Raw genomic sequence first — 22,453 nt, 5'->3', positions numbered from 1 at the left:
GCAATCGAGTGACTTCGGTGATCTTCGAGGGTTACACATCGCCCGCCATGTTCCGCTATGCCTGCCGCAAGTTTGAATCGGAGGCGTTCGTGTGGCCCGGCCATTTGGTACCGGCAGCGCTGAAGTGTCTCAGCGACAGCATCACGTCAGACAATGTCGGTAAGCCAGCGGGAACTATCGACGGACGGATGGTATAGATATGCCCGCAGGCCTTCAGGTATTTGATGCAACAGGCAATCTGAAGCTATCCCTTGGTGACCGCGTTGGGCGGTTCACCGGTGCAGTGGTGACCAATGGAGCAGACGGGGCTATCACGGTAGCCGGTACGGACACGGGCGAACCGTTCTTCGTTCTCACATCGCTGGAAAATCCTATAGGGTGGTTCTCCCCTCCGCTGGTAGCCGTCAGCGGCTCCACGATCTCGTGGGTCTATCTGCCAACTCCGGGAAATCCTCAGCGCATCAACTGCTTGATCCGCTATGGAGTCCACTGAATGACAGCCGGAATAGCCGTCTACAACGATTGGGGAACAGTTCAGATTGATGAGAACTGGGCCGCAATGTCGCTGCGTCAGAAGACACAGATTGCCGTGCAGACACCCGCGACTGGGGCACAGGCGTACAACGGAAACCTTACATTCGCCGCTGTGTCTCCAGTGGTCTTCTGGAAGGCAGACGCCCCAATCTACGTTCTAACGTCAACGAACAACGGAAACGGAACGTGGACTTATACCTTTCGCGCTACGGACCCAACGTTCGCCACCGTTTATGTATTCGACACACCAGAGTGGGCAACGCAGAACTACGGCCTTGAAGTCTTCAATGCCTCCGGCGTGAAAGTCTTTGGGGATCAGTTGTCTTCGCTGAAGCTAGCGAAGGTCCTCCCGATTGGGGGGACGGTCCCTCTGGTGTGGGGCGGTCTACCGCCAGGCGAGTATGCGGTCACCACGAGCGACCCTGGATTTAAGAGCGAGACCTACGCCGCTGACATCGAGCGGACCGCTGTGTTTTCCTGCGGTGCGCGACATCTTGCCAATGGCGCGAGCTGCGACTGGGTGCTTGCGCGTGACGGTATCCCGTTCGCAGTCAACTCGCAATCCTTTACCCCGCAGTTCCTACTTGTAGCCGATGTCGCAGGGCTGTGACTTAGGGAGGATCTCAATGGCAGACAAACCTACAGAACCAGGGAGCACGAAGTACCCTTCTCGCCAACTGAGCGCCCAGGCAAAACGCCTTCCGGTCACCGGTCAACTGCGGGGCCGCATAGCGAACCTTCAGGACCGCCTTCGCTCGGCTGACCCATGGCAAAGGCGGTTCGACCTTGCTGCCCAAGTTGTGGAGATTCCCGACGGGAACGATGCGTGCCGGGCCATCCGCATGAGGCTGACGGACTACCGATATGTTTGCGGGAAGCTCCCGAAGGTCACGAAGACTCGCTGGGTCATAGATGCATCAGGCGATGTCTTTGCGCCCGTAGCGAATACGGATGATGCGGTGTCAGTAGGCGCCATACTAAGCGACGCCAAGGACGGCGATTTGATCGACGTAACTGACGCGGAAACACTGTTCACCGCGCGTATTCGTCGGGCAGCGTGAGCGGCTTGGAGACCCACATGGACCTCCGTGTTACTAGGTAGCACTGAGCCCATGCGGTCTTCGGTAGTGCGCCGTAAAAAAATCCCCAGAAAATGCGTGACATGGTGTGCCGGGCCGCGCGAAGCGAATCCCCCCGTGCCGCCCCCAGGCGCTTATGGGCGGACTAAGGGGCTTCCCCTGCCTGGAGTACCCGGCGAGTCCTGCGAGTCCCTTGGCACCTTGGGGTCAACCGCGCACTGCCGCTGCGTACCGCTTGACCGTCGCGTCGCTGAGTCCGAAGTGCTTCGCCGTGGCGCTGATGGATGCCTGATTGTCCTTCCGCCACTGAACCACGATTGCTGCGTCAGCCTTCGGGGATTGGCCCAACGAGAGCTTCCCGCGATGGGTGCGGCCCGTGGCGGCCAGCGCCTTCCGTGCGGCATCGCGGCCAGCTTCGGCCCGCTCATTGATCCGCTGACGCTCAAGGTCAGCTACCTGAGCCAGGACGGCGACGATAATCTCTCCGACCCCCTTGGCAATCTGGCCGATCCCGTGGACGTCCAGTGTTACCCCACGGGTGATGAGATTCCGCACGACCTTTTGAACGTCCAAGGCATCGCGCCCGAGGCGGTCTAGCGAGTAGACACGGATCACATCGCCCTCACGGACAAAGGACAGCAGCTTGGCGAACCCGGGCCGCTGTTCAGCCGGTACGCCCCCGCTCACACCTTCGTCAGAGAACTCGTGGTCCGCTACCCCGAGGCGCTGGCGCTGCGCCTCAATGGACTGATCCTTGGTCGATACTCGGTAGTAGTTGATCGTTGACACAGGCAACCCCAGCTAGCTCAGAAGATAGGGGCTTAGTATGCCTAGCTCAAATGATAGCGTCAACTGCGAAGTGAGCCACAGTGATGAGCCATAGCGCACAGGTAGTGACCATTGAGCTATCTGAGTCCACCTGGCTCAGGCCCATCTGTCAAAGGTGCCCGTAGCCCGACAGCGAAGTCCTAGGGCAGCGTGCCGCCCGTGTGCCTGCGGTATCCGGGCAGCGGCGCATCCTAGCCCCTAGCGCACTGAGATTCGCTTAACTGTCGCGCCGCCCCACATGGGCCAATAACGTTTGTGTTTCAGTCGCGCGCATTTGCCCGCATCTGTCTTGTGGTGCAAGAGACAAAAGATCCCTTGGGTCGCCCCAGGTTTCGCCTTCGCGGTCCCGCGCTTGCCCATGACCGCCGCCAGGACCTCCCTGAGACGGTCATTGCGTTCCCTATTCTTTTTTACAAGAGACAACACATGGTTTTGAAGAAATGCGGTGGTCCGTGTGGCCGCCTACTGCCAGCAGACGACAACCACTTCTACCGGTCCCCGAGTGACAACAGGAACTTCAGGGGAACCTGCAAGAAATGCTGCCGTGCCGCTGCTGCCGCGAACTACCGAAAGAATCCGCAAAGACACAACAAGAGGACTAGCGCCGCCCGCGCTATTCGCATCGCCAATGGAGGTAAGGCATGAGCCCCGCTGAGGCATTTAGGGTATGTGGGGGATGCAATCTTCCGAAGCCTGTCTCCGACTACTACGTTCGAAACAAGCGGCAATGTAAGGCCTGCATCAGCGCCAGGAACAAGCATCTCTACCAAGAGAGATACCGGAAGCGCTACCAAGAAAAGCGGGACACGCTGGTCGCCTACACCGAGCAATGGCGGGACCACCAGCCACCCGAGTACACCGCTTGGGTCGATATGATCCAGCGATGCACGAACCCGAAACAGAAGTCTTATGCGGACTATGGCGGCCGAGGGATCACCGTGTGTCCCGAGTGGCGCGGGGACTTTCAGCGATTCTTGGCAGACCTAGGGCCGCGTCCGAGTCTCAAGCATTCGTTGGAACGACGAGACATCAACGGCCCCTATTGCGCCATCAATTGTCGGTGGGCCACCAATATCGAGCAGCAGAACAACAGGCGGAACAACGTCATAAGTCTAGCGGACGGCCCGGATGGACCCACGTTTACAGCGGCGGAGCTTGGGCGGTTCATGGGTATGGACCCGCAGTTCCTGCGCACGCTTGACTTGAACTGGCATAAGGGCGGGCAGCCGGTTCCCCCTTTGCCATATCGAAGCCCGCGGCGCCCAAAGCCCTCTGGCAACCGATAATCCCCTCATAAATCCGTCGCAGATTATGTATCATGACCTCATCTTCTACGACGGGGAACACGAATGACTGAAATCTACGACAGCGCTGTAAAGTCCATTACCAGAATGCAGCAATTCGAGGCGTCGAGCCTAGTACGCCGTGAGGACCTTGGGGCGTTGAATTTTCAAGATGCCGTTAAACCGGCGCAAAAGCTTATCGAGTTGTATAGGCGAGTAACCCTATCGACCTTAGAGGACCTGCCCGACTCCATGTTGCAGCAGATTACGAACATTGCCAATGCGGACTTCAATACGTTCGAGGCCATCCTAAAGTTCAGCATGGACGACAGCAATCCAAGGGCAAATCGAGATAGTTTAGTAGAGCGTGTGAAAGCGAGCTACCAGAACACATTTACAACTCTGTGGCAGTACATCTCATATGGCGTGAGTAAGGCTACAGATGTGCAGCTGCTTGAATCGGAAGCCAGAGGCGTGATTCAAGGCATCAAGGACAAGGCATCAGAGATTACTGAAGACCTCGATAAGGCAAGGGTAGACGCAGGGGGTATTCTGGCCGAGGTGCGTCGAGTGGCCGCCGAGCAAGGTGTGTCCCAGCAGGCATTGTACTTTCACGATGAAGCGCAAATGCACAAGGAGGAAGCTGGAAACTGGCGCAAGTGGGTGTATGGGACGGCAATAGCAGTGGGAATCTTCGCCCTTTTGACAATTTTCGCCGCGTACATCCCGGCTCTTGAGCCCCGCTCCAGCTTTCAGGCTATCCAATTGGTCGCAGGTAAGGTCATGGTTTTCGCAACCCTGGCCTATCTGCTTGGCGTTTGCGTAAAGAACTTCCAGGCTCATCGCCACAACGAAATCATCAACAGGCACCGAGAGAACGCCCTGAAGACATTCAAGGCGCTGGCCGATGGCTCAAGGAACCCGGACAACAAGGATATCGTTCTCACTCATGCATCGCAGTGCATCTTTTCTGCTCAAGACACGGGATACACAAAGTCTGCGGCGAACGAGTCGGGGAGTAGCGTCAAGTCAGTCATTGAACTACTTCCCAAAGCGCTCGGAAAAGCTGAATGAGCATGACGTGACGCAGCAGACAGTTCTTACCGGTTTTCGACACGGGGCGAATCGAGTGCTTCACTGTAGGTCGCCCCTCACAGAGACATCCCACGCGGACCGACAGCCCGGTATGCGCAACCTCAGCGGCCGGTTGCCAGCAGCGGGCGACGTCCCAGTCGCCCTTCATAGGCCTTCGGGATATCGCGTACGGAAGTCGTCTCTGGGAATTCGGCCCGCTTTAACAAGTTCTTCGTATCGTTTCGCTCTGGCGAATGCGTGGATGACGTGGTCGCCCGTATGGTCCATCACGAAGTGCTCGTATGCAGTCGTTCCGCCTGTGTATTTAAGTTCTACGCAATTCATCACGGCTCGGAGAGCGGAAAGAATGGTTTCAATTTCGCGCCGCGACGGCCCATATAGCGGCTCTTCACGCGCCCCGAGTAGCGTCTTGAGGTCACTGTGGGCTAGCCACTTGTTGCGCCGGTTTCTGACGCCCATGCTTGCGGCTTCAAATGTCTCAAGCAGCGGCTCTATTAGATCGGCCACATCGGTCTCTCCCGCGTTCCGCAGTTCGATCTGTAGCCGTCGTAAGGTCAGGTTACTGTTCTGTCCAGATGCGGCGCGATCTCCTAATTTGCTAACCGCTATTTGCACGTCGCGCAACAGCACGTCTTGCAAGATAGACGCGACGGTCCCTGCTGTCTCGTTTAATAGATCAACGCGGTCTTTGCTGGTACCAAAAAGTTGGCGATAGATGATCCAGCGGCCATGTAGCCAAACGACGTCTGCTGAAATGGTCGCCCACATTTCTCGGATGGGCTCAGGAAAGCGATGGTCAACCGGTTGGGGCATGTCAAATCAGGGATTAGGCTGGTTTTTTTGTATTAGTTGCGCAACCTCACGCAAAAGCTCCACGCCACGCTGCATGTTCTTCGAGGCTTCCAGTATAAGGTCCGCTACTCGCGCCATATCTGGGAGATTGTCGGCGCCTGGCTGTCCTAGCGAGCCAACAACCGCAGATCGCTGCGGGGTCTCCGCTGGCGGACCCTTATGCACTACTACGCCAGCATGATTTGGAGTGCTTGTGGCGATTGGAGATGCCTTGGCACGCTTGTAGGCCCATTGCCTGATGGTTCCGGGGCTCGCTAAGCCCTCTGGTAACTCCCCAAGACTTGTCATGTTTGACGCAAACCATATCGCGTCTTGGCGTGCCGATCTTGGAACATCTTCAAAGCCGTTGGCCGTCAGCCAAGCGTAGTAAGCGTGGTCCGTCTTAGCCATCCGCTTTCCTACTAGTAACGCCTGTCCGACCTGTAGCCACCACAGCCGATGATCGTTCTGGGAGCGTTCACGTCGTTCCTTTGCCTTAGCGCCCGACCCTCGTGACAGGGCACGCCTTCTGGGGGCGTCTTCCTTTAGTCGGCCCCATGCAATCCTCCCACGTGCCACCAATGCGTCAGATTCGCTTTGGAGGGTCGCTGCCGCCACTGCATCGTTCTTGTCTTTGTAACCCATTGCGCATCAGGATAAATTGAGCCTCCCCAACCTTACTTGGCGATCTTGGGCCAGCTAATGCGGTCCAGCGCATCGAGCATAGTTCGGATCGATGCTTCTTTGGTGTACGTCTTGCGGCCAGCCGACCCCTGAGCACTATGACCGGTAATGGAATCCATGGTCGCCTCTCCGACATGCTTCTCCGCCAGTGCAGACCGAAGCCAATGGCGGAACTTGTGCGACCCTTCCAGTTTGCCCTGAGGAAGCGCGGCGTCGGCGCGGAATTGTCGAAACCATTGACCAAGCGTGTCTCCGGGGCCTCGGACTCGCCCGCAGACTGACGGGAAGGCTGGCCCGGTGCTCCCCATGGTCCGCTGTAACCACTGAGCGAACCATGGGTCTTCCCGAAGATGCCCAGCCAGCGGCACGATTCGCTCGGACTCCTGCGTCTTTACGGTGCCAGCATCGGCAGAGATCCGTATGACAACGACCCCGTTTCGAGTCTGGAAGTCTTCCTTCCGCAACTGCGCAATCTCCCCGATACGGGCACCGGTATGCAGTAGCAGAAGCAACGCTGCGCGGCCATCGGCCTGGGCCACGCCCTGCCACTGCGGGGTTTCGCCCATCCGGTCTGAGAACAATGCATGGGCAAGCATGCGTTTTAGCTCATCGTCGGTCCATGGCTCTCTGGTTTTGGCCCCGGTCGTCTTGTCGAAAGAGAGGTCGAGGGGGTTCCGATCCAGTAGATCGACTTTCACCGCTACGTTAGCCAACGCTGTGATACAGGCGGCGTGATTACTCGCAGTCTTACGGGTCCAACCCCGCTCTGGCGCGAGTAGAAAGTCCACAAAACGGGCACCCACCGTCTTCGTAAGCCCGGTAAGAGGAACAATGCCCACCGCTTGCTCAAATAGCGCCAGCGCCTTCTCAGTGCGGCCTACTGCGTTTTCCTTGGGTGCATTGCGGGCAACCCACGCGGGCACCACGTCCCTGAGTGTCTTTGGCGTCGCCTCTGGCGCTTCGGGCTTCGCCACAATTGGCACAGGCGGGGATTGGGGCGTCTCAACGGGTTCCCCGCAATCTCGCTTCTCTACGTTCTGCCATGCCCGGACCATAGCCCCGAGTATCTGTTGCAGAGCCATCCGGGCCTGGGGCTTTGTCCAGTCCACGCGGATCGAAAGCGCGGTACACGCGGCCTCGGCTACTCGTCGTGCTGCATCGAGCCTCCCCACCATCAAATCAGTTCTTAGCAGACGGACGATGGCCCTATGGATGTCGCTGGCATTCTCGTATTGCTCGGGGTCGAGATACTCACCTACGACGTCCCACGCCTCATTGAAGACCTGTCGGCCCGTGAAGATGCCTCCGGGAGCCGTGGAGCGAGCCATATCGGCAAAGTAGCGGGGATTGCTGCGTAGAAGATCGTCTAGAGCAAGGACATCTCGCTCAGCCTTCTGCACGATGTAGGTAATCAAATCGCCCGTGATCGGCGTAGCGACTGCAGGACGGGAATCCGCCCGCATCTCTTCGAACTTTCGCCGGTATTCAGCAATGATCGCGTGAGCCCGCGCGGCGGCTTCATTGCGATCCGCAGTCCCAAGACTTGCCCGGTAGGCGTCCGTGGCGGGCTTGCCGTTCGACTGCGACGGCCAGAGATGACGGATGTCCTTGGGGACGCCGATGCGAAGGTGAAAGATGGAGCCTCTGAGACGGACTCCGGCAGGAAGGGCGACTGGCATGGCTTGTGGCATCTCCGCATTTTTGCACAGCGGATTGACACACTCCATAGACACACCCAGAAACGGAAAAGCCCGGGAACCCTTGCGTGTACTGGCTTTACCAATACTGGCTTGGATTCCCGGGCCTTATATCCTGGTCGGGGCGAGAGGATTTGAACCTCCGACCACCTGCACCCCATGCAGGGTGAAAAATTGCCCGTCAGGCCAAGCGAATCAAGGCATCGCAGCAAATCCATCCAAGAACCTGCCTAACTAATAGGCACGGCAGCATGCGGGTTGCAGGGCGATGAATGCCGGCTTATTGGATGCGCATGCCCCCTCTCGTGCTCTTACCAGTCCTGCTACGGCGGATGCCATTTCTTCTACGTGGATGCCTGCCGCTTACCGATTCGTCTACGCTCAGTCCACCCCAGGCTCACGGCTGAAGTCGGGACACGAGTGCAGCAGCGGCGCGTAGCGGTTCACCGGGCAGTCGAAGTGCAGGTAGTCCCAGCTATAGGCCTGCTCCACGTAGATTCGCGGCCTCGAGCACCGATAGCAGATGAACTCGGTAGAGATTTCGTAGGTGGGGCGTTGGGGCCCGGTAGGCGTGAAGGACATGGCAAATACTGTATGTCCATACAGTATAGCGATGCCACCGGGTGTCGGACGGCGTCCGATAGCGGCCACCGCGCGCCAAGCAGAGACTGGCTGCATCAACAGCCAGGAGACAGCCATGCCAGGCAAGAACATCCACGTCGTCCCCAGGGAAAACGGCTGGGCTATCGAACTTGAGGGAAGCGCTGGTAGCTTCCAGATGTACACCTCGCAGGATGAAGCGATCGCGGCCGGAACAGAGAAGGCGAAGCAGGACAAGGTCGAGCTGCTGATCCATGGGCGCGACGGCCAGATCCGCGAGCGAAACTCATTCGGGCGCGATCCCCGCGACATCAAGGGATGACCCGCTCGTGCCAAGCAGGAGAACGACGATGGACGATCCTTTCGACCTCTACGCCCCAGCTCGCGTGGAAGATCTGATCAAGCGCCTGAAGGCCAGCGTCGGAAACGCTGAGCCTTACGAAGAGTGCCGCGTGTACGCCGCAAATATCCATGCGGCAGTCCTAGTCTTGGAAAAGCACCTCGCGGCCATCAAGAAGGGCCGGCAGTAGGCGCCCCACGCCGAACGCATGCTGAGGCGATACCGTGTCCAGCAGCAAGCCTGCGGCGCCAACGCTGGCCGAACTGCGGCCCATGCTCCTGTGCGAGCGCAAGACCATCCCGCGCGGGCCCGGCTGGCACTTCGAAATCAAGTACGACGGCTACCGGCTGCTGGCCACCACCGGCGACGCGCCGCGGCTGAAGTCCCGCAACGGCGCGAACGCCACCACCTGGTTCCCCGAGCTCGTAGAAGCCCTGGCCGCCCTGCCCGCCGGCTACATCCTGGACGGAGAGGTCTGCGTGCTGGACGACATCGGCCGGAGCGACTTCGAGCGGCTCCACGCGCGCGCCCGGCGCAAGGGCTGGTACCGCGGCGCCGACGCGGTGGCGTACTGCGTCTTTGACCTGCTGGTCGGCAAGGGAAGGGATCTGAGAGCGCAGCCGCTCGAGCGGCGCAAGGCCGCGCTCCAGAGGCTGCTGGGCGAGCCGCCGCCGGGGCTGCTCTATGTGGCCAGCGTAGAGGACGGCGCCTGGCTATACGGCCATGCGCTGACGCTGGGATTGGAAGGGGTGGTGGGAAAGCGCGCCGGCTCGACGTATCAGGCCGGCGAGCGATCGCGCGACTGGGTCAAGGTGAAGCGCCCCGGGGCGGTGCCGCCAGAGCGGTTCAGGCGATAATAAGCTCTCGCTAAGCCGCCAACAGGCCCAGCCACGATGACGACGCTGACCAAAATAGATGTAGCACGCCGGCAACTGGTTACTGCCATCCGCCTTCTCTTCAACGGTGAAGATTCGGTGTCGGTCTTCAGCCTCGCTGCCAACTCCTGGGAAATCGTGGACGTGTTATGCACACGCGACGACGTGGAGAGCCTCTCGAAACAGGTCCGCGGCAACCTTCCATCGGGCAAGGACCTGAAGTATGACTATATCAACGCCCCCTACCGCAACTTTTTCAAGCACGCAGATCGGGATCCGGACGCAGTGGTTGACTTCGACGAGAACGTAGCCGAAAGCATGGTGTTTCTGGCCGTTGAAGATTACTTACGCTTGAACCGCCGCATGCCGATCGAAATGCAGGTGTATCAGCTGTGGTATCTGGCCATCAACCCAGAAAAGCTTAGCGGAGAAGCGATGGCGGATCTCAAGCGACCGATCGCCCAAGCGTTCCCCGGTATTGCTGACCTCTATCGTTCCGAGCAGCTTGCAATGGGGCACCGCGTGCTGATGGGCGCCCGAAACGATGCTGAGCTTATTGCGGACCCGGCTACCGAAGCTTCTCATTAGCACGAATCATCGCCTACGTGCTCTCACCTCGTTCTCCAGCTCCGCCAGCCGTTTTCCCTGCTCCGCTACTCGCTCATCCCGCCAGGCAAAGTCCCGCCGGGCATCGGCGCCGGTGTAGCGGTCCCCCTCCATGCGCTCGATGGTCTTCTTCATGGCCACCATCTCGGTCTTGATCTCGATCAGGGCCGAGTTCGTGGCCTCGCGCTGACCGAAGTAGGCCGATAGCGCCGCGACCAGCGCCACCAGCAGCCCCCAGAACGGGAGCGTCGGCCGCTCCATCCTCACCGCGACGTGGCTATCGCTCTGCTGCATAGCAGCCCTCCCTGGCTTCGATTGCGGCATCCAGCGCGATCGCGTCGCGCCGGGCCTTATGGTATTGCTCCGCAGCGCCGAGGTAGGCTCGGACCAGGGCGCCCATGCTGTCATCGACCGGTGCCGGCAGCTTTGCCGGCGGAATCGTCCGAAGGCTTCGGGGGATCGGCTGGCACTCCGCCCTCAGCGGCGGCGACGAGGCTGCGCAGGACGCCAGGGCCAACGCGGCAATCGCGATACACGGGCTTTTCAACAATTTCTGGCTCCACTGATTCCCGGATGGTCCGGTAGATGGTGACGATGCGCTCGCGGTCCTCCTGCTTGGCCACGAGCACGTCTTGGTCCTTGGCGACCACCTGCTTGTTCAGACGCGCAATCTCCTTGTCGCGCTTGTCGATCGCGTCCTTCAGCGCCTGCTGCCCCGCGCGGAAGCCGGCGGCATGCACGCTGGCCCGCCAAGCCGCGGCGCCGGCGGCGAGGGCCAGCAGCATGCCGATGACGACGGCGGCCTTGGTGAGGGGGTTCATGGCTCCTCCACGTCCGGTAATTCGACCGTCTGGCCGGCAAGCGCGTGCGTGCAGTCACCGAGGAACGTGATCTGGCCAGGTGCAGCGCCATTGCACCCGACGAACGAGTGGCAGCGATGCAGCGGCATGTCGGTTCCATCACCACCCCACCACGACAGCACGCTCGGGCCGAACACCGGGCGCTCGAAGTCACCGTTGAACGACCAGTGCGGTTTCGCGGCGAGGGGCGGAGATTCCTGCGTCTCGCCCGGGGGCAGCCAGTTGACGGGCAGAATATGCACGTCCGGGCGACCGTCAGGCCACAGACACCCAGGGCACAGGAACTTGATGCCATAGAACAGCCCATCGCTGTCTCGGACGATCTTTGCTTTGCTCATGACAACCTCCCCTCGCACATGGCGCGCTCGGCGGCCCGCCGTTTGACCAGGCCCGGCAGCTCGCGGCCGCCGGCGTACGTCCAGCGCGAGAACTCGGCGCACGCGCCGGCGTAATCTCCGGCGTTGAACTTGCGCGCCATGGTCGAGCGGCAGTAGGCAGACACGCCTACGTTGAACGCGAAGCTGGTGGCGGCCGCCAGGCGGTAGGTCTGCCCCTTCAGGGCAGGTGTGCAGGCCAGGACGCCGTCGGCGTGCTCGACCAGGTCGGCGTCAAGCAGCGCCGTGCACTCGGCGGGCGAGTACGGCCGCCCCAGCACCGCGGTCTTCGTGTGGCCCGCGCAGGCCGTCACGATGCCGATCGGATCCTTGTAGCCGCGCAGGACCACGCCCTCGAACTTCGGCACCGCGGTGAGCAGCAGCGCCGCCGCGCCGGCGCCGACCGTCGCCTGCAGGGTCCGCTTCGACCCGGCCCTCATTCGGTGGCCTCCTTTTCCGCGTCGATCATGTCCTTCAGCGCGGGCTGTGCCACGATGCGCGAGAACGCAGCAGCGAAGGCCACCAGCGCCGCGGCGACGGCCGCCGGCGCTGGCTTGCCCGTCAAGTACATCTCGGCGCCAGCCTCCAGGCTCGACAACAGACCGGCCAGCAGCGACAGGCGCACGCTCCACAGCCGCGGGAACTGCTTCTTGGCTTCCTCGATGAATTCCATATGGACCTCCGGAAATGAAAATGCCGCCCGGAGGCGGCTGTTTGCGAAGCGATGAAACGGTCAGGTGGTCAAGGCCTGCAGCTCGGCATTGGACAGCTTGCGAGGGTAGTAGCGAATGGACCGGAGCCATCCGTTTATCTGGCCGGTCGTCGTCACCGCTCCCACCCGCATCTGGTTCACTACCGGAACCCCGGAAGCGATGGACAAGACGGCCCCACCGTTCATGCATGCGGTGTGGGTGCCCTGCCCGTAAGTTAGGGCAACCCTGGCCTGCTCACCGGCATAACTGCTCGATAGACCGAGACTGGCGACCGCACCTCCGATGGTGACTCGCGACTGCAAAATGCCGCCCGACTGCCGCGACAAGCCGATCATGTTGTTCGCCGTCCCGTCCGTCACTCCGAACGAGTACTTTGCGCCGGGCTCATAGCCTTCAGCATCGACGAAGAACGTGCCTTCGCTGCTGTTGAATCCGAGGTCGCTCAAGTCGCTGATGAGCCCGAGGTCGACTGACCGTGCCGTTGCTGCCGTTGTGGTGAGAATCGGGCTGGTAAGGAATGCACCTTCCTCATGCGAGACGAAGTCGACATCGATGGCGTCGCCGCTGGTGACGATCTGCAGCCCAATGCTCGGGTTCGCAGCTGTGGCAGCCGGTACGCTTACCAGCGTGAAGGCACCGGTCGCGGTCACCGGCGTCCAGGTCGTGCCACCGTTCTGCGTCATGTTGATGACGCCGGTGCCCGTGCGACGCTTGATGTAGAGGCCTGTGATGCGTTGCGCCGAGGCGCGCGTAATCGACTGAAGGCATGTTGCGTTGGCGGCAGTGGCGGTAAGCGTCGTCGCGGCGTTGCTGGCGCCGTCCACTCCTACCGCCGTCTTCACAGAGGTGCAGCCGGTCTTGACCCACGCGGCATTGGTCAGATCCCGGCACCAAAGCGCGTAATTGGTGCGCGCCTCCTCCACCAGCATCCCACGCGGCTGCAGCGTCGCCGGGTCGTAGTCGAAGCGCGGGACGTTGTTCCCGTCCTGCACCAGGATGCCCGACGCGTTGAAGCGCCACGCCGGGCTGGCGCGCGTGAAGGTGATCAGCTCGGCGAAGGGGACGTTTCCGAGCATGCGTTACTCCGGTTTCACGGGCCAGGTGATGGTGCGCGGGAATCCCGGCTGGGTGGTGATGGCGCGCAGGGCCTTGCGGTACTGGCTCAGCGCCTTCAGGCGCGCCTCCTCCTCGAGGGTCAACTCGCCGAGCACGTAGCCGTCCATCAGCGGCGCGATCAGCTTGTCGGCTTCGGCCAGCAGCACATCGCGCTGCGCGCGCGCTGTGGCTGCAAGCAGCTCGGTTTCCAGAGCCTCGTCGAGCACCCATTCATCGGCAGTCCATACATGTGCGGCTGACGGTCGCGGCTCGTCGGTAAGGAAGGCCGGCAGATCGCCGATGCCGGAGTACTCCTCGCCCAGCACGAAAAGGGACCCATCGGCCGTGCGGTAGAGCAGCACGTCGCGGTAGTCCGGGACAAGTGCCCAGGCGCCTTCGGGCCAGTTTTGCGGAGCAAAACCGTCCGGGCGCCGATAGACGCGCACGCGCCCTACTTCATCGGCGGGCGGCGTGGTCGGCGTGGCATAGCCGGGGACAATCGGGTTTTCCGGTTCCAGCGGATTCTCGTCGGCAAGGCCAAGGCCAAGGTATTCGCCGGTGATCGGGTGATAGTTGAAGATTTCCATGCCGGCTCCTTAGTATTTGATGATGGCCATCAGGGCCATGTTGCGCGGGCGCGTCTCGGCGCCGCCCGTGGACGTGGTCGACATGAAACCCTGGCTAATACCGTTGGTCGCGATCTGCAGGCCGGTCACAGCACCGCCGCCGGCGACTACCGATTGCGTGCTGTGCAGGTGAGCCTTCAGATCGTCCGCCTGACCGATGCCGATCACTCGACCAGCATCCACACCGCGGCCGTCGTCCCAGCCCCGGATGAATTCGCCACGGAGGTCAGGCACGTTGAACGTGGTGGATCCGTCGCCGGCGCCATACCCGATACCCAGCGCCGCAAACAGGTCGCTATAGGTATTACGCGACACCGCGCCGCCGTTGGCCTTCAGGTAGCCAGCAGGCACTGAGCTCACGGCGTGGTACACAACAGTCCCGGGCAGAATGTGGCCGAAGTTCGGCACTCCGAGCAGCCCGATCGTCACCCAGGCGGTGTTGGCGCCGTTGCGCATCTTCAGGAGGCCGGCGTTCGTGTCGGCCCAGAACATGTAGGCAAAGGTCGTCGTCGGCGCCGCAGCACCCGAACTGTTCGTGACGAGTGCATTCAGCGCCAGGTTCAGGTCTGCGCGGAATGCCGCGCCTGCCTGATTGGCGATGTCCATGTCGTGTTGGGACATGCTTTCCTCTCTGGTTTAGTAGCTGATCGCATCCCAGTCGAACCGGCGGGAAACCGGCACGCTGGCGCTGTTGTAGAAGGTGACGGCGAAGCCGGACACGGTCTTGCCGGTGACGACGAAGTAGTCGCCCTGTGCCATGTTCTGCGCGGTGATCCCGAGCACCGGCACCGCCCGGAATGGCTTGGAGAAGTTGATCGCTGTCGCGCCTGCGGCCGACACGATGTCCCTGCCTGACTCGCGCCGATCCGGCATGTCGACATTCACGGCCAGGCCTGTCACGACGACGTTGTGCGTGGCGGAACCACTCTCCATCACCACCTTCCACTGGAAGGCGCGCGCCTCGTAATCGCCCATCGAGAAGCGCTGCCACGACGACCAGGTCGGCGAGCCGGCCGGATCGTCCTGCGTGGTGCGCACGTACAGGGCGACGACGGTGTCGTTGATCCGGTCACCGTCGATTGACGCCCAGTTGTCGATCAGGTCATACCGGAAATCGATCATGTCCCCGGTGTCGAAGGACACCGCATCAATGGTCGCCGTCAGGCGCGACTTCTCGACCGTGCCGAGATCCAGTGACCCGGCGAACACGTACTCACCGCTGCTGACAATGCCCCCCAGAGAATCGATCAGACCCCACCCGCCGGAGCCCACCACGCTGTCGATCAGCCCGAGCGTGTTGATGGCCGGCTGGGCATCCCACAGACCACTGGCGTCGCTCAGTCCCTGGTCGTCGATCAGGCCAGCGCCAACCAGCTTGATGCCGTTCAGCGCCGGGTCGCGGATGACGTTCGTCTTGGCGCCGGCGAACGTCGGGTGCTCCTGTACGGTGGCTACCACGTTCAGCGCAAGCAACGACGGCGCTGTCGTGACCACCATCGCCGCGGCCGGCGACTCGTGCCCGGTGGAGTCGATCCACTTGGCCAGGTACACACCTTCCAGCAGTGGCAGCTGCGCCGAATTGGCCGCTCCCGAGATGTAGCCGCCGATGTCGATGGCGCTGCCCCAGGTCGGTTGCACCAGGTCGGTCGTGTGCCGGATCCGCGCCTGCCCGCCGTTCCTTACGTCCAGATCGGTCGCTGCATCCCACGTCAGGTTCGCAAAGCCGTTCAGTACCGTCATGGATAGGCCAGTCAGGTTCGACGGTGGAGCGAGCTTTCCGCTCACGACGTGCAGCGGAGAATAGGTCCACGATGCGCTACGCACGCCGATTGCTGATACGAAGCGACCGCGCACCTGATACGCGGCGCCGTCCTCGACCGGCGACAGATAGCGACTTGTCGTATCGGCCGTGAGCGATGGCATCGATGACCACGTCGCGCTGTCGGCCAGCTTGTACTCCATCTCGATGCGTCCGGTCTGGGACAGCGCCTGCTCCTGGGCCGCCGGCCAGCTGACCAGCATCTGGGACGTGACCACACCGCTGGAACTGAGGATCAGGTGCTCCTCCCCCGAAGCCAAGGAGATTTGCCCCAGCTGCTCCACCACAAACGGGTTCGGCAGGTTCGTATCAGGGGCTGGGTCGATGACTGTGGCATTGCCCAAGTTCCAGTCGTAGACGGTTGCGGCCTCCTCGTTCAGGATCAGGTCTACGCCGCCGTCGGCGCTCATGCGCCAGTCCATCACCCTGAAGACCTTGTTGGCCCACCCGAACTTCGCCAGCGAAATCTTGACGGTGCTGTATGCCGTCAGCTGCAGCGCAGTCAGCTTCGCCGGGAACTCGACGACGATGCTCTGCCGCGACCGCTCCAGGATGATCTTGGCGATACGCTGCGCCATGATCGTGTTGGTCGTGAAGGGCAGCTCGATGTCGCGTTCGATCACCTCGCCATCGTTGGCGGCATAGGTCGCGTTACGCACCGCCGGGAAGTCTCCGGGCTGCCAGAACCTCGCCGGATCGACGTAGGTGCCCTTCACCACGTTGAACAGGTCTTTGCGCGACGTGCGCGGCTGAACCTTCACCGGCCCGCGCAAGTCCGACTCCGTCAGCGTGACCGTGGGGACATCGAAGGCGCCGGCGAACACACGGAACACGCCGCCAGCAATCACCGCCACACCAGCACCTGCTGTGACCAGCTCGGCCAGGTTGTCGCGCGGCGACTTGTCCGACATCACGATGCCGTCGCATAGGTAGCGCTCCTGCCACACCGTGGTGTCGGTCTGCACCGGCTCGTCGCTGATGTTGGCCGCGGCGATCACGGATGCGACGTCGATGTCAGCGTCGGTACAGCCGAAGCCGCGCTCGTCCCGCAGGTAGTCGTAGACGCAAAGGGCCCAGTTGTGCGACCAGTAGGTTCCGCCGGTGCGCGGGTCGTACAGCCGCTTTCCGCGCACCACGGCTTTCACATTTGGCAGGCCGTTCGGGAAGACGTCCGCGTCGTACTCCAGCCGCAGATAGACGTAGCAGACACCACTCAGCCGGTGATCCCAGGTCCAGCCTGGCACCTCCGCGACCAGATCGCCGTCGGCAGCCTGATCCGGTGCTCCCAGGTGCTTCTTCACCCGGACCAGCGCTTTCGTTCGCAGGGCCTCGTAGGTGATGACGACGACCTGCGTAGCCGGATCGATACCACGGACCGTGACAGTCTTGGAACCCTGATACCAGTCAACCGTGTAGGCGAACTCCTGGACATAGCCCATGAGGTCGTTGTATCCGGCAGCGGAGATCACCCGGTAGACCGCCTCGTCCAGGTCATAGGTGATTTCAGACTGGCCGCCGGGGATGGTTTTCGAGTGCGTACGGGAATCTCCCGATGCCTTCAGGAACTTGCCTCCGGTGACGAAACCGCCAGCGTCGAGACCGCCTACAGGGTCCTCCCCCAGATACACCTCCTCGATCGCATCGCACTCGTGGTCGGCCAGCGCGACGACCAGGTGCATGAACTGGTTTTTCTTGCCGTTCCCATCGGTGCTGGCCGCAAAAACCAGCGGCCCGGATGTCATCGCGCGGCCGTAGATCATATTGCGCGGCTGGACGTTGGAACGCACGATCTGCGTCCGGCCCTGAGCCTCGGCCGAGAAGCCATTGGCTGTACGCGGCTTGAAGATTGCGCCCATCAGGCTGCCAACGGCGAACGACACGGCCAAGGAAACCACCGCGTACGTAACACCGTATGCAATCGTTGCCGCAACGACGGCTGCCGTGCCTGCTGCCACGCCGCCTGCCGCGCTGAAGGCTGCCGCCGCCACAGCCGCTGCGGGAATTGCAGGCATAGGCTTCTCCTAAGTCTTCCATGCGGCCTTCGCCGCGGTCATCGGATAGAACTCGATACCCTCCGAACCCTGTCCAGCAATCAATGCGCCGAGACAGAGCGCCAAGGCCTCGCCCTGCGGCGTGTCGATCAGCACCACGTCGCCGCGTCTGGTCAGCGCCGGCGGCACTGCCGCGCCCAGCACCAGCGTCGCAATGCCAGCCACGCCGCCGTTGTCGCGCAGCACGCGGCGCGCGCCTTTCTCGCTGGCGTACAGGCCGCGCCAGCGCGCGCCCGGATCTGCACCGGTCATCTCCTCGATTGCATCGCACACGAACAGGCAGCAGTCGCTGTCGCCCCATGAAAAAGCCCGCTCGCGGCGGGCTTCGATGAACTCGGCAAGCCGAGTCGGCCAGTCTTCCAAACGATGCATCAGCGCCCCCACATCAGCTGCTTCTCGACCATCTGCGGCACGAATTCGAACCCCCGGTCACCCGGGTATCGGCTCTGCTGGTCCTCGTTGTTGTAGCGCCGCACCTTCGCCCGGTCCCATGCGACCATCCGCGACTCGGCAGACACCGTGATGGACGCCGTCTCGCCGACGTCGATCGTGGGAACGTCCATGCGCCCCGTGAACAACGGGATGGGCGCGTAGCCTAGCTGCAAGTCCCATCGCAGCGGTGCAAACCATATGCGGCATGCCTTGCCCTGGTACTGCTCGGCCAGCATGATCGACACGTACTCGGTCGGCACACCACTGAGGGTCAGGCGCACCCCGGTTGCCTCCAGGCTCGCCTGCTCCTGGATCGGCTCGATGGTCCCCAGCGCGCCAAGGCCCAGCCACGTCGCGCCGTTCCAGTCCATGTTGTAGCCAGCGCTACAGACCCGCAGCGGCTGTGAGAATTCAAGCTGGACGAAGAAAACGTATGGCACGTGGCCCGCGGTTATCAGCGAGACATTGCCACTATCGAGTGCACGCGTCATGTCGGCACCTCGATGAAGTCCACCGAAAAGGACTCATGCCGGAATGCTGGCGTGCTCACGAACTCCCACACGTCGCTGGCCAACCGCATGAACGCTTTCGGCTTGTCGATGTTGATGGCGGAGAGGTCAGCCGGCGCCTTGCGGAAAGACGGCGCAATCGGCACCAGCGCAGTACCGCTCGCGTCGCTGACAACGTCTGCCGTCACCATCTTCAGCTCCCCACCTGCTTCCAGATACTCGCCGGCGCGCAGCACAAGCGTGCTGGCCGGCCAGTACTTCGACGGGAGGTAGTTGAAATCGATCAGGGAGCCGTTGACCACCGGAGACACGTTGACCTGGTACGACTGCGACATGAAGTTCAGCACCATCGTCGCGTCGACCGGCAACGCGGCGATGTCCGCAATCGGTGCCCCATGCGGCCACAGGTACACGCGCCCGGCCATGCCGTTCAGCGCGGCCAGGAAGCCCTGCAGCTTGCGCTGCTGCTGTAGGCTCATGGTGGTGAAGCTCAGGCGCGCCTTCCACAGGGCGCCTGGCCGCTCCACGGTCTGCGTGGCCCTGTTCAGCGGTGAGACGAAGCTCTCGGTGTTGGACTGCAGGCCGAACATGGCACTCGCCGGCAGGATGTCGTCAGGGAACGTCAGAGTCGTCATGGCTTACCGTTTCGGCGAGAACGCGCCGCCGCGATTCATGCTGTCCAAGATCTCCGCTTTCGTCTGCCGCGACTTCTGGTCGATGAAGGCGATGATTTCGGAGCGGTCTGTGCGGCTGTCGATGTGGTAGGTGTTATGGACCTCGACCGACATTGGCGCGGACTGGCCCGAACCTTGCCGAGCCAGCACGTTGTCCGGGATGATCCGGCCAGGTACTTCCGGCACGAATAGCTCGGGCCTGCCGCGCTCTCCCACCAGCAGAGGCATACCAGCCTGCACATCGCCGCCCGAGGCACGCGTGCTGACACTGGCGACCAGGCTGTCCAGGCCCGCCTGCGTCTGGGGCCCGTAGACGCCGCCCACGGAGGTGCCAGTCGCGTCCCCGTAAGCGCCAAGCGCGACATTCGAGATCGACGACAGCCCCATCTGCAGGATGCCCGACATTGCCGCGCGCGTCTGAATGCGGATCAGGTCGGAGATCACCGAGCGTGCGAAGTCGCTGAAGTTGAGCTTCCCGGTCATGGCGAAGTCAACCAGCGCATCCTCCATGTTCGCGAACGCGCGACTGACCATATCCTCAGTCTGGCCAGCGACGTTGGCTGCGGCGTCGCGGTAGTTCTCCAGCGCACGGGATGCGCCCAACTGCCATTCAGCCTGCAAGTCAAGTCGCTGCTGGAAGTACCCCCGTTCGCGGCCCAACTGGGCCTGCATTGCGGCGTCCAGTTCGGCCAGCGAATCCCGATACTGCTTCGTGTCGAGCAGGCCAGACTTCGCTGCACGCTTGGTCAGCGTCTCGCGCTGGCGCCGGAACTCTTCCTCGGTACGCGACAGGATGTCGTTGAGCTCGCGGGCGTTATCACCCATGCCGAAGCTAGCCAGGTCGCGGGACGACTCGCGCTGGCGCGACGCAGCATAGGCGTCGACATTGAGCATTACCTCCTTGCGCGCGTCGTCGAGCTTTTTGAAGACCTCGCTCAGCGCGCGGGCACGCTCCTTTTCGCTGTTGGCAAGGCGCGCCTCAATCTCCTCGACCTTGGCGGCGTACCGCTCGCGCTCCGCCAGCTGCTTTCGGCCGGCTGCGACGTCCGCCTGCATCTCGGCGATTACCTGCTCGTCGATCAGCGCCTTCTGCTTGGCGTCAAAGCTCTTTTCGATGTACTGGCGCTCGTCCAGTAGCCCTTGGTTACGCAAGGTCTCGAGGTCAGCCAGCTCCCCCTTGAGGATGGCTTCGCGCTGGCGCGCCATGCCTTCAAGTTGGGCGATCTCGCCACCGAGCTCGTTCTGCCGCGCTGCCGCGGCTCCGGTAGACGACTTGCCCGCCTTGTTGAATTTGTCCAACACCTCCTGCTTTCGCGCTGCGGCCACGGCGACAGCCTTGTTGTATAGGTCGCTGCCCTTCTCGATGCCAGCCGTGGCCGTCTTGAACTCGTCGTCGATCTGCTTGAGATCCTTGTCCCGGTTCTCGGCCTTCGTGAGGTTCTTTCCGTCGGTCAGGAACTTGCGCGCCCGGGCTTCCGCTGCGCTCTCACGGGCCGCCTCGACGCCAAGCCCCATGACATCGGAGAGGTTTGGAGTGTTGCGCTGCTGATCGTCTGCCGTTTGGCGCCGCGCCTCCGCGAGGCGCTTCTCCAACTGCATCAGGTCGTAGCCCTTCTGACCACGCTGAAACCGGTCGAGCGACGGATCCTGCAGCTCGGACTGCAACTGGGCCCTCTGCTGCTCCATACCCTTCAGGGACTGCGCTCGATAGTTGACCGCATTCGACGGATTGAGGAACGACAGCGCCGAGCCAGCGCCCGCGCCGAACTGCCCCCAGAAGCCGGCGCCTTCGGCCTTCGCCCGACGGATCGACGAGGAGACGTCGTTCATGGCGTCCGTTAGGATGCTGAGCTGGCCAGCTGCCGCCTGCCCGAGCCCGGAGTCCGCCACCGTGCGCTTCAGGTCGGCCCAGGCGCTGTCGATGCGGCCCAGCGCTGCCTGCGTGCTGTTTGCGGCCTCCTCGACAGATCCGGCCAGTTCCTTGCGAAGCTGAGCGGCGAACTTCGGCAGGAAGTCATCGGACAGTACTTGGCCTTGCTCGAGCATCTTGCCCAGCTCGGCAGTGGTGACGCCCATGGCGCGCGCGGCGATCTGGAAGGCGCCGGGCAAGCGTTCGCCGAGCTGGCCGCGCAGTTCTTCTGCCTGAACGGTGCCCTTGCTGATCATTTGACCGACAGCCATCAGCGCGCCCTCGGCTTCCGCCGACGACAGGTGCATGACGGTTGCGGCTTCACTGACCGCCAGGAAGATTTCCCGTGCGCCCTTCCCTTCAAGCGTCGTCTCTCGCGCGGCAGCCGCCAGTTTCACGAACGATGCCGATGCGACGCTCAGGTCCAGTCCCAGACGGTTTGCCTCTTCGCGAAGAAACCCGAGGTCGCGTGCACCGGCCGACGCTTCCCCACCGTTGGCGAACTTCAGGCCGACGGTGATCTTGTCGACCTGTGCCTGCAGCTCGGCGAAGCCGCGCACGCTGGAGAAAACCGACGTGGGGATCTCCATCAGGCCGTCCACCAGGCCGCGCACCGACTGCGCAACAGCATTGACCGCAGTCGCACCGATCGCGAGATCTTTCAGGGAGTCCCCAAAGGAACGCGACTGACGCTCCAGATCGCCCATGGCCTTTCCGGCCTGCTGCGCCGACTGCTCGTACCGGTTCAGCGACGTGCTGGCGCCTGCCGCCGCCGCGCCGGTGCCGCCGATCCCAGCCGACGCCTTGTCACCGCTCGCGCCGACTTTGTCCATGGCATCGGCGGTTCGGTTGGCCGACTGGGTCGTCCGGTTGAGCGCAGCTTCCCCCCGCGTCAGCCCGGAGGTGTCCATGGCGATGCCGAGGGATGCGATGTCCATG

22 protein-coding genes are annotated in these 22,453 nt (G+C 62.2%); 6 read left to right on the top strand and 16 right to left on the bottom strand.

The genetic code is table 11. The annotated features are described in order from the left end of the window. Positions 1–493 precede the first annotated feature (493 nt). Positions 494–1,144, top strand: a complete 651-nt coding sequence (locus ACEI37_RS17385) for a hypothetical protein (RefSeq protein ID WP_373379931.1) — start codon at positions 494–496, stop codon at positions 1,142–1,144. Positions 1,145–1,820: 676 nt separating this feature from the next. Here the strand turns inward: ACEI37_RS17385 and ACEI37_RS17380 are convergent. Further along, complete coding sequence (locus tag ACEI37_RS17380) at positions 1,821–2,402, bottom strand: recombinase family protein (RefSeq protein ID WP_373379930.1); 582 nt, start codon at positions 2,400–2,402, stop codon at positions 1,821–1,823. Positions 2,403–3,790: 1,388 nt separating this feature from the next. Here ACEI37_RS17380 and ACEI37_RS17375 point away from each other — a divergent pair. Continuing rightward, a complete protein-coding gene (locus tag ACEI37_RS17375; protein WP_373379929.1) occupies positions 3,791–4,798 on the top strand; it encodes a hypothetical protein in 1,008 nt (335 codons plus the stop codon). Positions 4,799–4,963: 165 nt separating this feature from the next. Here the strand turns inward: ACEI37_RS17375 and ACEI37_RS17370 are convergent, their stop codons facing one another. Further along, positions 4,964–5,632, bottom strand: coding sequence for a hypothetical protein (locus ACEI37_RS17370; protein ID WP_373379928.1), 669 nt, complete (start codon positions 5,630–5,632; stop codon positions 4,964–4,966). Positions 5,633–6,327: 695 nt separating this feature from the next. Continuing rightward, positions 6,328–8,013 (bottom strand): tyrosine-type recombinase/integrase, encoded by a 1,686-nt coding sequence (locus tag ACEI37_RS17365; protein WP_373379927.1) that lies wholly within the window; start codon positions 8,011–8,013, stop codon positions 6,328–6,330. A gap of 715 nt (positions 8,014–8,728) precedes the next feature. Here ACEI37_RS17365 and ACEI37_RS17360 point away from each other — a divergent pair. The 4 genes from ACEI37_RS17360 to ACEI37_RS17345 are packed head-to-tail and all read left to right on the top strand — an operon-like array spanning position 8,729 to position 10,434. Beyond that, positions 8,729–8,953 (top strand): DUF2188 domain-containing protein, encoded by a 225-nt coding sequence (locus ACEI37_RS17360; RefSeq protein WP_373379926.1) that lies wholly within the window; start codon positions 8,729–8,731, stop codon positions 8,951–8,953. A 28-nt stretch (positions 8,954–8,981) separates the two neighbouring features. Then, positions 8,982–9,161, top strand: coding sequence for a hypothetical protein (locus tag ACEI37_RS17355; protein ID WP_373379925.1), 180 nt, complete (start codon positions 8,982–8,984; stop codon positions 9,159–9,161). Between the two features lie 34 nt (positions 9,162–9,195). After that, positions 9,196–9,828 (top strand): hypothetical protein, encoded by a 633-nt coding sequence (locus ACEI37_RS17350; RefSeq protein ID WP_373379924.1) that lies wholly within the window; start codon positions 9,196–9,198, stop codon positions 9,826–9,828. 36 nt (positions 9,829–9,864) lie between these two features. Then, positions 9,865–10,434, top strand: coding sequence for a hypothetical protein (locus ACEI37_RS17345; protein ID WP_373379923.1), 570 nt, complete (start codon positions 9,865–9,867; stop codon positions 10,432–10,434). Positions 10,435–10,440: 6 nt separating this feature from the next. On the opposite strand, the gene ACEI37_RS17340 is transcribed toward ACEI37_RS17345, so the two are convergent. The 13 genes from ACEI37_RS17340 to ACEI37_RS17280 form a co-directional block, all read right to left on the bottom strand. After that, positions 10,441–10,746: a hypothetical protein gene (locus ACEI37_RS17340; RefSeq protein ID WP_373379922.1), complete on the bottom strand. Its 306-nt coding sequence runs from the start codon at positions 10,744–10,746 to the stop codon at positions 10,441–10,443. Between the two features lie 110 nt (positions 10,747–10,856). Beyond that, positions 10,857–11,273, bottom strand: coding sequence for a hypothetical protein (locus ACEI37_RS17335; RefSeq protein WP_373379921.1), 417 nt, complete (start codon positions 11,271–11,273; stop codon positions 10,857–10,859). Continuing rightward, positions 11,270–11,650 carry a hypothetical protein gene (locus ACEI37_RS17330; RefSeq protein ID WP_373379920.1) on the bottom strand — a complete coding sequence of 127 codons (381 nt, stop codon included), beginning with the start codon at positions 11,648–11,650 and terminating at the stop codon, positions 11,270–11,272. The genes ACEI37_RS17335 and ACEI37_RS17330 overlap by 4 nt, the downstream gene beginning before the upstream one ends. Then, positions 11,647–12,126, bottom strand: a complete 480-nt coding sequence (locus ACEI37_RS17325) for a lysozyme (RefSeq protein WP_373379919.1) — start codon at positions 12,124–12,126, stop codon at positions 11,647–11,649. The genes ACEI37_RS17330 and ACEI37_RS17325 overlap by 4 nt, the downstream gene beginning before the upstream one ends. Further along, positions 12,123–12,359, bottom strand: coding sequence for a hypothetical protein (locus ACEI37_RS17320; protein ID WP_373379918.1), 237 nt, complete (start codon positions 12,357–12,359; stop codon positions 12,123–12,125). The genes ACEI37_RS17325 and ACEI37_RS17320 overlap by 4 nt, the downstream gene beginning before the upstream one ends. A gap of 60 nt (positions 12,360–12,419) precedes the next feature. Further along, entirely contained in the window at positions 12,420–13,475 is a 1,056-nt protein-coding gene (locus tag ACEI37_RS17315; protein ID WP_373379917.1) for a hypothetical protein, read from the bottom strand. A 3-nt stretch (positions 13,476–13,478) separates the two neighbouring features. Beyond that, positions 13,479–14,081: a phage tail assembly chaperone gene (locus tag ACEI37_RS17310; RefSeq protein WP_373379916.1), complete on the bottom strand. Its 603-nt coding sequence runs from the start codon at positions 14,079–14,081 to the stop codon at positions 13,479–13,481. Positions 14,082–14,090: 9 nt separating this feature from the next. Beyond that, a complete protein-coding gene (locus tag ACEI37_RS17305; RefSeq protein WP_373379915.1) occupies positions 14,091–14,741 on the bottom strand; it encodes a phage tail protein in 651 nt (216 codons plus the stop codon). Positions 14,742–14,756: 15 nt separating this feature from the next. Further along, a complete protein-coding gene (locus ACEI37_RS17300) occupies positions 14,757–17,951 on the bottom strand; it encodes a phage tail protein (RefSeq protein WP_373379914.1) in 3,195 nt (1,064 codons plus the stop codon). Positions 17,952–17,960: 9 nt separating this feature from the next. Next, the gene (locus tag ACEI37_RS17295) at positions 17,961–18,374 is read right to left on the bottom strand and encodes a hypothetical protein (RefSeq protein WP_373379913.1); all 414 of its coding nucleotides are present in this window, start codon (positions 18,372–18,374) and stop codon (positions 17,961–17,963) included. Next, a complete protein-coding gene (locus ACEI37_RS17290) occupies positions 18,362–18,913 on the bottom strand; it encodes a hypothetical protein (RefSeq protein ID WP_373379912.1) in 552 nt (183 codons plus the stop codon). Before ACEI37_RS17290 ends, ACEI37_RS17295 begins: the two co-directional genes overlap by 13 nt. Further along, complete coding sequence (locus tag ACEI37_RS17285; RefSeq protein ID WP_373379911.1) at positions 18,910–19,566, bottom strand: hypothetical protein; 657 nt, start codon at positions 19,564–19,566, stop codon at positions 18,910–18,912. Before ACEI37_RS17285 ends, ACEI37_RS17290 begins: the two co-directional genes overlap by 4 nt. A gap of 3 nt (positions 19,567–19,569) precedes the next feature. Further along, positions 19,570–22,452: a phage tail tape measure protein gene (locus tag ACEI37_RS17280; protein WP_373379910.1), complete on the bottom strand. Its 2,883-nt coding sequence runs from the start codon at positions 22,450–22,452 to the stop codon at positions 19,570–19,572. Position 22,453: the final 1 nt, after the last annotated feature.

The organism is Cupriavidus nantongensis, from assembly GCF_041726985.1.
GTDB lineage: Bacteria > Pseudomonadota > Gammaproteobacteria > Burkholderiales > Burkholderiaceae > Cupriavidus > Cupriavidus nantongensis_A.
This window is presented reverse-complemented; position numbering and strand designations above follow the sequence as displayed.

What these genes read in the sequence shown, in the direction of transcription:
- ACEI37_RS17385 (WP_373379931.1), top strand. Translation starts at nt 494, where the DNA reads ATGACAGCCGGAATAGCCGTCTACAACGATTGGGGAACAGTTCAGATT.
- ACEI37_RS17375 (WP_373379929.1), top strand. Translation starts at nt 3,791, where the DNA reads ATGACTGAAATCTACGACAGCGCTGTAAAGTCCATTACCAGAATGCAG.
- ACEI37_RS17370 (WP_373379928.1), bottom strand. Translation starts at nt 5,632, where the DNA reads ATGCCCCAACCGGTTGACCATCGCTTTCCTGAGCCCATCCGAGAAATG.
- ACEI37_RS17365 (WP_373379927.1), bottom strand. Translation starts at nt 8,013, where the DNA reads ATGCCAGTCGCCCTTCCTGCCGGAGTCCGTCTCAGAGGCTCCATCTTT.
- ACEI37_RS17360 (WP_373379926.1), top strand. Translation starts at nt 8,729, where the DNA reads ATGCCAGGCAAGAACATCCACGTCGTCCCCAGGGAAAACGGCTGGGCT.
- ACEI37_RS17355 (WP_373379925.1), top strand. Translation starts at nt 8,982, where the DNA reads ATGGACGATCCTTTCGACCTCTACGCCCCAGCTCGCGTGGAAGATCTG.
- ACEI37_RS17345 (WP_373379923.1), top strand. Translation starts at nt 9,865, where the DNA reads ATGACGACGCTGACCAAAATAGATGTAGCACGCCGGCAACTGGTTACT.
- ACEI37_RS17340 (WP_373379922.1), bottom strand. Translation starts at nt 10,746, where the DNA reads ATGCAGCAGAGCGATAGCCACGTCGCGGTGAGGATGGAGCGGCCGACG.
- ACEI37_RS17335 (WP_373379921.1), bottom strand. Translation starts at nt 11,273, where the DNA reads ATGAACCCCCTCACCAAGGCCGCCGTCGTCATCGGCATGCTGCTGGCC.
- ACEI37_RS17330 (WP_373379920.1), bottom strand. Translation starts at nt 11,650, where the DNA reads ATGAGCAAAGCAAAGATCGTCCGAGACAGCGATGGGCTGTTCTATGGC.
- ACEI37_RS17325 (WP_373379919.1), bottom strand. Translation starts at nt 12,126, where the DNA reads ATGAGGGCCGGGTCGAAGCGGACCCTGCAGGCGACGGTCGGCGCCGGC.
- ACEI37_RS17320 (WP_373379918.1), bottom strand. Translation starts at nt 12,359, where the DNA reads ATGGAATTCATCGAGGAAGCCAAGAAGCAGTTCCCGCGGCTGTGGAGC.
- ACEI37_RS17315 (WP_373379917.1), bottom strand. Translation starts at nt 13,475, where the DNA reads ATGCTCGGAAACGTCCCCTTCGCCGAGCTGATCACCTTCACGCGCGCC.
- ACEI37_RS17310 (WP_373379916.1), bottom strand. Translation starts at nt 14,081, where the DNA reads ATGGAAATCTTCAACTATCACCCGATCACCGGCGAATACCTTGGCCTT.
- ACEI37_RS17305 (WP_373379915.1), bottom strand. Translation starts at nt 14,741, where the DNA reads ATGTCCCAACACGACATGGACATCGCCAATCAGGCAGGCGCGGCATTC.
- ACEI37_RS17300 (WP_373379914.1), bottom strand. Translation starts at nt 17,951, where the DNA reads ATGCCTGCAATTCCCGCAGCGGCTGTGGCGGCGGCAGCCTTCAGCGCG.
- ACEI37_RS17290 (WP_373379912.1), bottom strand. Translation starts at nt 18,913, where the DNA reads ATGACGCGTGCACTCGATAGTGGCAATGTCTCGCTGATAACCGCGGGC.
- ACEI37_RS17285 (WP_373379911.1), bottom strand. Translation starts at nt 19,566, where the DNA reads ATGACGACTCTGACGTTCCCTGACGACATCCTGCCGGCGAGTGCCATG.
- ACEI37_RS17280 (WP_373379910.1), bottom strand. Translation starts at nt 22,452, where the DNA reads ATGGACATCGCATCCCTCGGCATCGCCATGGACACCTCCGGGCTGACG.